Source organism: Candidatus Rokuibacteriota bacterium, from assembly GCA_016209385.1.
In the GTDB taxonomy this organism is placed as follows: domain Bacteria; phylum Methylomirabilota; class Methylomirabilia; order Rokubacteriales; family CSP1-6; genus JACQWB01.
Genome location: JACQWB010000310.1, coordinates 1 through 11,135, shown reverse-complemented (window position 1 = coordinate 11,135; position 11,135 = coordinate 1). Strand labels below are relative to the sequence as shown.

18 protein-coding genes are annotated in these 11,135 nt (G+C 67.0%); 4 read left to right on the top strand and 14 right to left on the bottom strand.

From position 1 onward, the window contains the following. The 10 genes from proA to HY726_23470 all read right to left on the bottom strand — a co-directional run. The coding region (gene proA / locus HY726_23515; protein MBI4611970.1) for a gamma-glutamyl-phosphate reductase at positions 1-314 on the bottom strand (314 nt) is incomplete at its 3' end. A gap of 35 nt (positions 315-349) precedes the next feature. Beyond that, positions 350-1,501 carry a glutamate 5-kinase gene (gene proB, locus HY726_23510; GenBank protein MBI4611969.1) on the bottom strand — a complete coding sequence of 384 codons (1,152 nt, stop codon included), beginning with the start codon at positions 1,499-1,501 and terminating at the stop codon, positions 350-352. Next, positions 1,480-2,499 carry a GTPase ObgE gene (gene obgE, locus HY726_23505; GenBank protein ID MBI4611968.1) on the bottom strand — a complete coding sequence of 340 codons (1,020 nt, stop codon included), beginning with the start codon at positions 2,497-2,499 and terminating at the stop codon, positions 1,480-1,482. The genes proB and obgE overlap by 22 nt, the downstream gene beginning before the upstream one ends. Before the next feature lie 28 nt (positions 2,500-2,527). After that, positions 2,528-2,785, bottom strand: a complete 258-nt coding sequence (rpmA, locus tag HY726_23500) for a 50S ribosomal protein L27 (GenBank protein ID MBI4611967.1) — start codon at positions 2,783-2,785, stop codon at positions 2,528-2,530. Positions 2,786-2,861: 76 nt separating this feature from the next. Next, positions 2,862-3,173 carry a 50S ribosomal protein L21 gene (gene rplU / locus HY726_23495; protein ID MBI4611966.1) on the bottom strand — a complete coding sequence of 104 codons (312 nt, stop codon included), beginning with the start codon at positions 3,171-3,173 and terminating at the stop codon, positions 2,862-2,864. A 145-nt stretch (positions 3,174-3,318) separates the two neighbouring features. Continuing rightward, positions 3,319-3,489: a hypothetical protein gene (locus HY726_23490; protein MBI4611965.1), complete on the bottom strand. Its 171-nt coding sequence runs from the start codon at positions 3,487-3,489 to the stop codon at positions 3,319-3,321. Positions 3,490-3,633: 144 nt separating this feature from the next. After that, a complete protein-coding gene (locus HY726_23485; protein MBI4611964.1) occupies positions 3,634-4,182 on the bottom strand; it encodes a hypothetical protein in 549 nt (182 codons plus the stop codon). 15 nt (positions 4,183-4,197) lie between these two features. Further along, the gene (locus tag HY726_23480) at positions 4,198-4,821 is read right to left on the bottom strand and encodes an RNA polymerase sigma factor (protein MBI4611963.1); all 624 of its coding nucleotides are present in this window, start codon (positions 4,819-4,821) and stop codon (positions 4,198-4,200) included. A gap of 45 nt (positions 4,822-4,866) precedes the next feature. Then, positions 4,867-5,481, bottom strand: a complete 615-nt coding sequence (locus HY726_23475; GenBank protein MBI4611962.1) for a TetR family transcriptional regulator C-terminal domain-containing protein — start codon at positions 5,479-5,481, stop codon at positions 4,867-4,869. Positions 5,482-5,713: 232 nt separating this feature from the next. Then, the gene (locus HY726_23470) at positions 5,714-6,610 is read right to left on the bottom strand and encodes a hypothetical protein (protein ID MBI4611961.1); all 897 of its coding nucleotides are present in this window, start codon (positions 6,608-6,610) and stop codon (positions 5,714-5,716) included. A gap of 622 nt (positions 6,611-7,232) precedes the next feature. Between HY726_23470 and HY726_23465 the strand changes: the two genes are divergently transcribed. From HY726_23465 to HY726_23450, 4 genes are all read left to right on the top strand, one after another. Next, entirely contained in the window at positions 7,233-7,391 is a 159-nt protein-coding gene (locus HY726_23465) for a hypothetical protein (protein MBI4611960.1), read from the top strand. A gap of 33 nt (positions 7,392-7,424) precedes the next feature. Next, a complete protein-coding gene (locus HY726_23460; protein MBI4611959.1) occupies positions 7,425-8,012 on the top strand; it encodes a hypothetical protein in 588 nt (195 codons plus the stop codon). Positions 8,013-8,249: 237 nt separating this feature from the next. After that, a complete protein-coding gene (locus HY726_23455; protein MBI4611958.1) occupies positions 8,250-8,609 on the top strand; it encodes a response regulator in 360 nt (119 codons plus the stop codon). Between the two features lie 22 nt (positions 8,610-8,631). Beyond that, positions 8,632-8,811 (top strand): hypothetical protein, encoded by a 180-nt coding sequence (locus HY726_23450; protein ID MBI4611957.1) that lies wholly within the window; start codon positions 8,632-8,634, stop codon positions 8,809-8,811. A 221-nt stretch (positions 8,812-9,032) separates the two neighbouring features. Here HY726_23450 and HY726_23445 read toward each other — a convergent pair whose 3' ends face one another. The 4 genes from HY726_23445 to HY726_23430 form a co-directional block, all read right to left on the bottom strand. Beyond that, positions 9,033-9,494: a hypothetical protein gene (locus HY726_23445; protein ID MBI4611956.1), complete on the bottom strand. Its 462-nt coding sequence runs from the start codon at positions 9,492-9,494 to the stop codon at positions 9,033-9,035. Between the two features lie 280 nt (positions 9,495-9,774). Beyond that, on the bottom strand, positions 9,775-10,266 hold the full coding sequence (locus tag HY726_23440) for a zinc ribbon domain-containing protein (protein MBI4611955.1): 492 nt from the start codon (positions 10,264-10,266) through the stop codon (positions 9,775-9,777). Positions 10,267-10,317: 51 nt separating this feature from the next. Next, entirely contained in the window at positions 10,318-10,497 is a 180-nt protein-coding gene (locus tag HY726_23435; GenBank protein ID MBI4611954.1) for a hypothetical protein, read from the bottom strand. Next, the gene (locus tag HY726_23430) at positions 10,490-10,996 is read right to left on the bottom strand and encodes a hypothetical protein (GenBank protein ID MBI4611953.1); all 507 of its coding nucleotides are present in this window, start codon (positions 10,994-10,996) and stop codon (positions 10,490-10,492) included. The genes HY726_23435 and HY726_23430 overlap by 8 nt, the downstream gene beginning before the upstream one ends. Positions 10,997-11,135: the final 139 nt, after the last annotated feature.

Genomic DNA, 11,135 nt, shown 5'->3' with positions numbered 1-11,135 from the left:
GCATCCACGACCTTGCCCACCGGGTCGGGGAGCTGGGCGATCTGCCTGAGCCCCTGAGCCATCTCCTCGATCCGCCCCTCGGTCAGGGTGAGCCGGTCGAGGAACGCGCGGGTGTGGCCGCGAGCCCGCGCCCGTTCCAGGTCCGCCCGGTTGGCCTCCAGGAGCGTCTCGACCTTCTCCTCGAGGCCCCGCGCCATCTGGACGAGGGCGTCGTCCTTGACCTTGGTCGGGCAGAGCGCGAGCGCCCGCGCCGCGTCCTTGGCGGCCCGCGCCTTGGCTTCCACCAGTTGCCGGATCCCCAGGCTCTTGTCCATCCTACCCCTCTGGGCCCCGCCGCCGGGCTGGCGCGCTAGAGCACGACGAGATTGTCGCGATGAATGACCTCGTCCCAGCGCTTGTAGCCGAGGATCCCCTCGATGGCCGTCGTCCTGGCTCCCCGGATCCGCCTGAGCTCCTCCGCATCGTAGTTGGTGAGGCCGCGGGCGAACTCCTTGCCGTCGGCCGTGGCCAGGACGACCACCTCGCCCGCCTGGAATTCGCCTTCCACCTCGACGACACCCGAGGGGAGCAGGCTCTTGCCGCGCTCAGCCAGCGCCCGCTTCGCGCCGGCGTCCACGGTCAGCCGCCCCTGCGGTGGCACGGCGAAAGCGAGCCAGCGTTTACGCGCCCCGAGCCGGTCCGCCTTGGGAACGAAGACCGTCCCCACCGGCGCGCCGCCGAGGAGCCGCTCGATCGTAAGGGGCTCGTGTCCGCTGGCGATGACCATCGGAATCCCCGAGGCCATGGCCTTCTGGGCAGCCTGGAGCTTGGTGCTCATGCCGCCGACCGACAGCGCCCCCTCGGCGTCCTGCGCCAGGTGCTGGACCTCGTCCGTCAGCGCCTCCACCACCTCGAGCTTCCGGGCGCTCGGGTCCCGCCGGGGATCCCCCGTGTAGAGGCCGTCCACGTCGGTGAGCAGCACCAGGAGGTCGGCGTCGACCAGGTGGCTCACCAGAGCGGCGAGGTTGTCGTTGTCGCCGACCTTGATCTCCTCGACCGCGACGGTGTCGTTCTCGTTGACGACAGGGAGGACGCCGAAGCCGAGAAGCGTCAGCAACGTATTGCGGGCGTTCAGGTACCGCGCCCGGTGACTGATATCCTCCTGGGTCAGCAGCACCTGAGCCACCTTGAGGTCGTGGCGGGCGAAGGCCTGCTCGTAGTGCCACATGAGCGCCGACTGACCGACGGCCGCCGCGGCCTGCTTCTCGGGGATCGAGCGCGGGCGCTCGGCGAACCCGAGCCGGGTCATCCCGGCGGCGATAGCGCCCGACGAGACGAGCACGACCTCCCGCCGCCCCGCGACGATCCGCGCCAGATCGTCGGCGAGCCGGCCGATGCGCGCGGCGTCGAGCCCGGCCCCCGGCGTGGCGATCAGACCGCTCCCCACCTTGACCACGAGACGCCGGGCCTTCGCGAGCAGTTTACGCGCGCCTGTGCTGGCTAGCTGGCGAGCTTCGCCCATGCCCTGCCCTCGAGCCGCGCGGCGACGGCACCCATCAGCTCCGGGACCCCGTGCCCCGTGACGGCGGAGACCGCGAAGAACGGGAGGCCGGCGGCGGCGCAGAAGCCCTCCAGGGCGGCCCGCCGCTCCCCGGTCTCCGGGAGGTCGATCTTGTTCGCGACGACGAGCTCGGGGCGCGCCGCGAGGTCCGGCGAATACGCCTTCAGCTCATCCCGGATCGCCCCGTAGTCCTCGACCGGATCGCGTCCCATGCCGGGGTCGAGATCAATCAGGTGGATGAGGAGCCGGGTCCGCTCCGTGTGGCGGAGGAAGCGGTGACCGAGCCCTTTCCCCTCGGCGGCGCCCGGAATGAGGCCGGGCAGGTCCGCGATCACGAACGGGCGGCTCCCGTCCACCCGGACGACACCCAGCGTGGGGGTCAGCGTGGTGAACGGGTAGTCGGCGATCTTCGGCGTGGCCGCCGAGACGCGTGAGACTAGCGTGGATTTCCCGGCGTTGGGAAAGCCGATGACGCCCACGTCGGCAAGGAGCTTCAGCTCCAGGTGAATCCAGCACGCCTCGCCGCGCCCCCCGGGTTCGGCGCGTCGCGGAGCCCGGTGCGTCGACGTGGCGAAGCGGGCGTTGCCGCGTCCGCCGCGCCCGCCGCGCGCCACCAGGAGGCGCTGCCCGGGCGCGACCAGATCCCCCACGCGGTCGCCGCTGTCGCGAATGGTGACGACCGTGCCGACGGGAACCCGAAGCACGGGATCGGCCGCGCTGCCTCCGTGCTTGCCGCTCCCCTTGCCGTGCTCACCCCGGCCGGCCTCGTAGTGGCGCTGGTAGTGGTAATCGAGGAGAGTGGAGAGCCCCTCGTCGGCGAGCAACCAGACGCTCCCGCCATCCCCGCCGTCGCCACCGTCAGGGCCGCCGCGCGGGACGAACTTCTCGCGGCGGAACCTCACGCACCCCGCGCCTCCGTCGCCGCCCTTGACGAAGATGTCAACCTCGGCAACGAACATCACGGCCTCGGAAGGGCGCGGAGGGAAATCAGGCAGGAATGGTCGCGACGCTCACAAACCGGGAGTCGCCGCGCCGCTCGAAGCGGACGTAGCCGTCGGCCCTGGCAAACAGGGTATCGTCGGAGCCAAGGCCCACGTTGGTGCCCGGCTTGAAGCGGGTCCCGCGCTGCCGGACCAGAATGCTCCCCGCCGTGACGAACTGCCCCGCGAACCGCTTCACCCCGAGCATCTGGGGGTTCGAATCGCGCCCGTTCCGCGAACTGCCGACGCCTTTTTTATGCGCCATGCCTTATACCTCGATGCCGCCGATTCCCCGCAATCCCCTTTAGCGAACTGCCAACGCCTTTCTTGTGCGCCATGCCTTATACCTCGATCTTTGTGATCCGCACGGCGGTGAACCGCTGACGGTGTCCGCGGTTCCGCCGGTAATTCCGGCGACGCTTGAACTTCACCACGGCCACCCTGCGTCCCTTGGCGTGCGCGACCACCTCACCGGTGACCCTGGCGCGGGCGAGAGCGTCCGGATCCGCGACGACCTGGCCGTCCCGATTCACGAGCAGGACCGAGTTGAACTCCACCGCCCCGCCCGGAGCATGGGGCAGGCGCTCGACCCGGACCACCTGACCCGGAGCGACGCGATACTGCTTCCCGCCCGTGGCGATGACCGCTTCCACGCTCGTCACCTCACCGACTGTGCCAAACCAATCGCAAGCTGCTGGAAATTAAACGAACCCATCTAACCACGCGCTCGCGCGAAAGTCAACGAAGGCGTCGCGGGGAGCCCCGCACGCCCTCACCCGTGCCGCATCCTACCCCGGATCAACTGTAAGACCCCTCGACCAGCGGCTTTCCGCGCCACACGACGGGAGCGGTCTCCCAACGGTACTGCAGCTCCACGTGCCCGCCGGGATCGAGGATCGCCGCGAGCGCGCTGAGCGTGTCTCGGAGAACGCCGAGCTGCTTCTCGCGGTTGCCGGGCTCGCCCAGCATGGCACCCCGGGGGAAGCGGACGCGCGCCCACCGCGGCGGCTTGAGGCGCGCGGTGGCGGCAGGGTTGTTGGAGAGCGAGATCGTCGGGACCCCCCACGCTTCGATCTCGCGCTGGACCAGTCCACCGGACTGGTGGCAGACCGGTCAGACGGGGATCACGAGGGCGACGTCGACGGCTTCGGCCTCCATCCGGGAAGCGATAGCGGGACCGGTCTCCGCCGCGAGGTCAGCGGCGCGGGTCACGTACCCCATCGTGCTGTAGTGCGTGGGCGCCAGCGGGCCGATGACCCCGCTTGCCTCCAGCTCGGCGAGCCGCTCCAGGGGGAAGATCGTGTTCATGTCCGCCTCGGCGACCTCGTGGGGAAAGTGGGGGTGAGCGATGGCGAGCACCTTGGGATCGACGCCGCGCGGCAGGGCCCGGAAGCTCCAGTCGCCTTCGGGGTTCTGGCCGTCGAACGGCGCGTCGATCCCGGGGCGGTAGAGGCCGGCGGTCGTGACGACGGCGAGCCGGCTCTCCGACAGGGGCTTCCGCACCGGAGCCCACGGTGAGGAGACGAACGTCGGCCAGGGGTAGGTCTTGAAGGCCTGCGCGTACTGGTGGGCCTCCAGCAGCGGGCGCGCCTCCGACAGCCACGGCCCGTACCTCGCGCGGAACTCGGTGAGCCAGCCGGCGTCGCTCTTCACGGTCGGCACGGCGGCCCCGAGGATTCAGCTCGCCGCCATGTAGCGGGCCAGGCGCTGCCGGAGAAAGAGCCGGGACCGGTGAACGCGCGACTTGACGGCGGGCAGGCTGATCCCGAGCGCCCGGGCGATCTCCGGGTTCGACAGCCCGTCCACATCGTGGAGCAGAAAGGCGGTCCGGTAGTCGGGCGGCAGGGAATCCATCGCCGATCCGAGCACGATCCGAAGCTCACCCTGGAGGACCGGCGTGTCCACCTTCGCCGCCCAGTCCTCCAGCGCCTCCGCATGCCTTCCCGTCTCGTCAAAGTGCGGGAGGAGACTCTCCCAGGAGATCTCCGCGTCGCGCCCCCGACGACTCCGGAGCTTCTGGTACGCGGTGTTGGCCGTGATCCGATAGAGCCAGCTCCCGAAGGCGGACTCTCCCTTGAACGTCGAGATCTTCCGGGCGGCGGTCCAGAGCGCGTCCTGCGCCACCTCCTCGGCGTCCTCGCGGTTGCCGGTGATCCTGAAGGCCAGCCGCCACACACGGTCGCCGTAGCGGGCGACCAGGGTCTCAGCCGCCTCGCGGGCCTCGCGGCGGAGACCCTCCACCAGCCCCGCGTCGCGGTCGCTGCCGGCGGCTCGAGGCTCCTTAAGCGTCAGGCTACTCATTGCGGTTCCCCGTTTCCGACCAAGTCTTTCACGCCCCGGTCGGCTTCAAGTCTCGTGACGAGAGACCTGGTAAAGCGCCAGGTGTGCCTTCAGCTCGGCAGCGCACTGTTCCATGACCGTGATCTCTTTCGTCACCTTCGTCATCAGGATGGCGCCCTGAAGCGCCGCCACGATGAACTGAGCCACGTTAGTCGGCTCGGCCCGCGCCGAGAACTCCCCGCGCACCTGGGCCCGGTGGAGAGCGCCGCTCACTCGATCCCGCCAGAGCGTAAACACCTCGGCGAGCCGCTGCCGGAATCCCTCATGAACATCCGAGAGCTCGGAGGCCAGGTTCCCCATCGGGCAGCCGCCGACGCAGTTGCGTTCCCTCAGCGACTCGACGATCCGGTCGAAGAAGCGGTGGATCTGCTCCAGCGGCGCGAGGCGCGGGTCGCCGAAGCTCGGCTCGAGCGTCCGCTCGACGAACCCGCGGACAATTCGATCCAGGATGGCGTAGCCCAGCTCCTCCTTGCTCTTGAAGTAGTAGTAGAAGTTCCCCTTCCCGACGCCGCTCTCGCGCAGCACGTCATCGAGCGAAGTGCAGTGGTACCCCTTCACCGAGATGAGCCGGCTCGCGGCGTCGAGAATGTCATCCTTTGTACTCTTCACGGCGAGAGCCATTGTACCAACCAGTTGGTACAGAGGCTATCAAACTGGCCAGAGGCTGTCAAGCGACTTCCAAGACCAAGGAAAGAAGCCCAAAAAAACGGAAGGTTAGAACAGAGTGTTGCCGTCTTGAGACGGCGGTGACGAGGGGTTTGGGGTACGCTCCTCCTCGCCGGCTTTGCCGGCTTTGCCCAACAACCGGCACCTGCCCAAAAACTCGCGACGCTGCCCAACATCTCATAGCGGTCTACTCATCGCTGGGATTTGTCAGTTCATCTATCTTCGGCAGGTTCGCCCGCTTGAATTCCTCCTCCCGGGCTTTTCGTTTGGCCACTCGCTCCGGCTGATTGACGGTCTCAATGATCTTGGTAACGGGGACGACGATGGCGATGCCCATGTTAATCGCCTCGTTCCGGAGCGCATCGGCATCGGCCTCGCTCTGGACAGGCAACGTAACATCGTAATGTCCATGCATCAAGCCAAGCAGATAGAATATTCCGCCAGACCCTGCCACATTTTTCGCAAATAGAACTTCGCCCCCGAAGGCCCGGGCAAGACCGAGGTGGACAAAGACTGGAGATCCACTGAGGCCACCGATGGAACGTGCCTCGACCAAGTAAGCTTCCATCGGCCCCATCTGTGTCTGCACGGGCTCCTCGGGCATCGCGGCGATGTTCCCGATTCTGGCAATCGGAATATTCCGTTCTGCTCCGAAGTAGTTGATAAAAAGGCCGGGGAAGAATACCTCATCGCCAATGCCGATGGCATTTCGGGCAATCACATCTGGGATCGCTGATGCCCGAATGTCATATGCCTTGACATCGAATTCTTCAGGCGGAGTGCATGGTACGACGGCCACGTCTACCGAAGGGGTCGGGTGAAAATCCCATTGGGTAATCAGCGATTCAATCACAGCAGTACCACCGGCCTTGAGATTGAGTCGGATGTAAACCTTCTGGTCAACACTTCGCTTGCGGATTCCCTGGATAACATGCTTGGCGGTGACGAGATCCCACAAACTCCTCTCCGGGAATTCAGCCAAGGGGGTGCCCAAGAAGAAGCCGGTCCCGACGGGCTTGATTCCATCCGAGAAACGGCACCCGAGAAATACCACACACTTTCGGATTTCGTCCGGAAAGACCATCAGGGCCTCTCCTGCCCGTGCCAGATAGTATCGCACCAGCCCGCCAATTCGGCGATCAGCATAGAGTTCTAGCATTGATTAACTACCTACTGTCAAGGAGGGCAGCGCTCATCTAACCACCTTAAATACGGTCGGCATACTTTATGGGCAGAATTGGAGCCTGCCCAAGAAGTCGTCACTCGACCTCGGTTGTTGGGCAAAGCCGGCTTTGCCTTGCCCGACAACCTCACCTCGCCCTGAATCCCGGCGGGCTCCAAGAGGGAACGCCTCAGGGATTCTCCGTACATGGCTCAGGTATTTCCCATGCCCGAAACCGGGGATCTACCCGACTAGCCGGTTTCCGGGCATTTCCCTATGCTGCCGGCGGCGACGCGCGCAGCGGCCTCAGATCATTGCAGGTTCCCGACGAAGGCGGAGCGCTCGTGATTCAGCCAGAGGCGCCTCAGCGAAAATCGTCGGAGCCAGCCGAGAAGGCTCGAGGTCGGCTCTGGGCCATCGTCCTCGCTGGAGGACAAGGCGTACGTCTGCGCACCCTCACCCGCCGCGTCCACGGCGAGGAGCGCCCGAGCAGTATGCCACGCTGGTCGGGTCGCGGTCTCTGCTTCGCCACACGCTGGATCGAGTGGCGCTCGTCATTCCCCGAGAGCGGACCGTGGTCGTGACGCTTGGGAGCCACGCCGAGTACATCGCGGCTGAATTCGACGGTTCGCCCGCTCCTCGCGTGCTGGTCCAGCCGGCGGATCGGGGCACGGCAGCCGGCATCCTTTTCCCCGTCCACTGAATCCGGTGGCGAGATCCGGACGCGACCGTCGCCGTGTTCCCATCCGACCATTTCATCCTCGACGAGCGGACCTTCATGGGCAGCGTCGCAGAGGTAGCGGGTTGGGTCAGCCAGCACCCCGGCTGGATCGTCCTGCTCGCCGCACGACCGTCCGAGCCCGAGAGGGAGTACGGGTGGATCGAGCCCGGAGAGATCCTGGACCGCACCACCACCGGCCCGCTCCGTCGGGTGCGGCGGTTCTGGGAAAAGCCGTCGGCGGAGACCGCCCGAACCTTGCTCGCGCGAGGCTGCCTCTGGAACACGCTGGTGTTTGTCGCCAAGGCGTCCAGACTCCTCGATGCGGGGCAACAGTTTCTCCCGCGCCTCCACGACCAGCTTGCGCGGATCGCCCCCTTTTCCGATACCGACGACGAAGCCTCGGCGACCCGGCAGGCCTACCTCCTGGCGCCGACCGCCAACTTCTCCCGTTCGATCCTCGAGCCCTGCCCGCCCTCCCTCGCCGTGTTGGGGTTGCGCGCCCTCACCTGGTGTGACTGGGGGACGCCCGAGCGAGTGCTCAAGAGCCTGAATATGGCGGGCATCTCGCCCCCCTGGCTCAGCGCCTGGGAGCGTTCCGCCTGAGGGAGAAACGCCGGCAGAAGCCCGCCGGCCACCCCCACACCGCATCCCACTCGCTGTAGTTCCCGGTTCTCTCCCGCTCGGCTGCGCCGGGAGAGGCCCCGAGCTCGCTTCAGGGGTTTTCCTCGATGCGGCTCCTGGACTCACCGGATTGCTCCGTCGGTGCCGAGGCGCCTATCCTGTGCGCGCGATATGTTGAGAAGCATTCTGATCGTTGAAGAAGACGCTAGCGTCAGACGCATGCTCACGTCGGTGCTCGAGGGCCCCGGCTACCTGGTCACCGAGGCGTCCGATCCCCGCCAAGCCCTCGAGATCCTGAGCGCCGCACGGTACGACCTCGTGTTGAGCGACCTGCACCTCTTAAAGCGCGGGGGCAGCATCGGACTCCTGCGGGAGGTGCGCGAGATGTACCACCACTGCCGGGTCGTCGTCATGGCGACCTATGGCGACATCGGGACCGCCCTGCAGGCCGTCAGAGAAGGCGCACACGACTTCGTCACGAAGCCCGTCGACCCTGATCACCTCCTCCGAATTGTCAATCAAGCCTTGCGGGACCCGACCGGCAGAGTAAAGCCCATCCTGTCCGCTTCCGAATACTGAGAGCCCGTGCGCGGGATGCGATGTGGCACTCAGCGGCGCCTACCCGAATCCGGATGAGCCGCAGGACCTGACCGCCGTTCCCCCAGGAGCGCCCGAAGGGGGCGGACATCCCCGAGCCGGGTCGGATGCGCTCGACGAGGAGATGGACGGGTTGGTCCGGCTCGCCCTTCCGCCGACGATCCTGGCGTCGCGGCAGGAGTGAAGCGAGTTCGTCCTGAGCTGGCGGGGGCCCTTCGTTCTGACGACGGCCCCGGTCCGGTCCCCTCCTAGAACAGCGCCGCGGCTACGCGCATGGCGGCCATCACCAGGGGCTTAACCCGGGGGCGCCGCTCGTGTCTTCCGGTGAACGAGACCTCTGAAGAGGAGAATTCAGCGATGCCGTGGAAGCTCCCGCGTCTCAGGAAGTTCCCGGGTGTCGCTCTGTCAGCGGGAGTGCTCGCCCTCGCGCTGGCGGGTCCCGTGGAAGCGCAGAGGCTCACTCCCGGCGCCCGGTCCGAGCCCACGGCGGTCACGAAGGCCCGAGTCCAGGAGGCGTTCGGGAAGGGGGGGCGAGCGTCGGGTCGCTCCCCAGGAGGGCGTCGAGCAAGGCCTCGGCGCTCTCGGGGGGCAGGGGTCGATCTGGAGCTGCCGGTAGTAGGTCTTGCTCCCCCAACCGTGGGTGTACTCGGGGCGGTAGTTGACGAGGAGGAGGAGCCGGGCCCCAGGCAAGCTCTCCACCAGGCTATCCAGCAAGGCCTGGGTCTCGGCGTCGATCCAGTGCAAGTCCTCGAAGAGGACCATGAGGGGCTGGACCTGGCTCTCCCGGAGGAGCAGGCGCTTGATGGCGTCGAGGATCCGCTGGCGGCGCTGGGGCGGATCGAGGCGCTCCCAGGCCTCGTCCTCCACCGAGACGTCGAGCCGACGCCGGGCTCCCCGACGAGCGCCACCATCTGGCCGTGCCCACCCCGGGCCTTCTCGAGGGCCTGGCGGAGAGCCTCCATCTCCGCCTCGCGCCCGACGAAGCGGGTGAGCCCGCGGGCGGCGGCCGCCTCCATCCGCGAGCGCACCGTGCCGGCCCCGGTCACCTCGTAGACTTCGATCGGGGCCGGGAGCCCCCTGACGGGCAAGGGGCCGAGGGGCTTGACCTGGACGTAGCCCTCGGCCAGGGTCAGCGTGTCGGCGGACATTAGGATCGACCCCGGCCCGGCCATCTGTTCCATCCGCGCGGCCAGGTGAGTGGTCTGCCCACCGGCGCGCCGAAGAGGGCCATGATCCCGTCGCCCATGACCTGATTCACCGTCCCCTCGTAACGGTGGACGGCGTCCATCATGCGCTCCAGCACGGGGTCGAGGAGCTTCCGCGCCTCCTCGGGATCGCGGTCGGCCAGCAGTTCCATCGAGCCCGTGAGATCTGCGAAGAGGACGGTGACCCGCTTGCGCCCGCCTTCGAGCGCGGTCTTGGAAGTGAGGATCTTCTCGGCCAGGTGCCTCGGCGTGTAAGCCTGCGGGGAGGTAAACCGGTCTCCGGGTTGAGCGGCCAGCGGCGCGCCGCAAGAGCCGCAGAACTTTTTCTCTGGACCCACTTCCGCGCCGCAGTTCGAGCATGTGACCGCCAGGTCGCACTCCTCGCAGAACCTCACGCCTTCGCGGTTGTGGGCTTGGCAACGCGGACACTGCATGCGGAGCCTCCACTATCCGAGCCGCTTGCCGGTCAGAAAAGTTGGTGAGGGTCAACCTCTCGACTTTGGAAGCGCGCCCACCCGGTAAGCAAGGGCGATCATCTCCTCCAGCCAGGCCAGCCGCTGAGCGGGGGTGGCCTTGAGCGCGAGCGTGAGCTGGTGGCGCCGGTGGGCCTCCCAGCTAGCCCCCCAGTCGTCGGACGGTGTTTCCGGGCGTTCGTTATCAGGCATCGCCGCGTTCCTTTCGACGCAGAATAACTTCCAGGGCTTCGATGTCGGCCAGATCTTGGGGGCGACCGGCAAGCCGCTTCAGGTAGATGAGATCCGGAATCGAGGCGATGCGAACCGTCGTGCGGGTGAGTTCAATTACTTCCGAGCGACTCCACAGGTCGTCGAAATCGACCGGGTGCTCCACAAAGAGGTCGACCTCGCGCATGGGGTTGTCGGGGTCCCACAGAGAAAATACCCGCATTCCCTTTTCCTGGATCCACCGCCCGCGCATCGCGGGATCGGCAAACGCGAGCGGCTCGACGGGAGCACGGGGTCGGAAACCCAGGCTGACCAGCGCTTCCAGTGTCTTTTTCGCTTCCGCGGGTGAAAGATCGATCACCAGGTCGATATCTGCGGTCAATCGCGCGTGCCCGTGGAGGACCGTTGCAAGTCCTCCGACGACCACATAGCGGACCTGCGCGCGGTTGAGGGCCTCAAACACCGGTTCGAAGAGCGACACCAGTAAAGTATACCTGGCGGCGCGGAAAGTGTGCTACTTCCCCGGCGGGACATCGAGCCTAGGTGGGGCGTCAACCGGCCGCTTTCAACTCCGCCTCGGCCTGCGGGAGCCAGAAGCGCATGTCCATCTCGCGGTACAT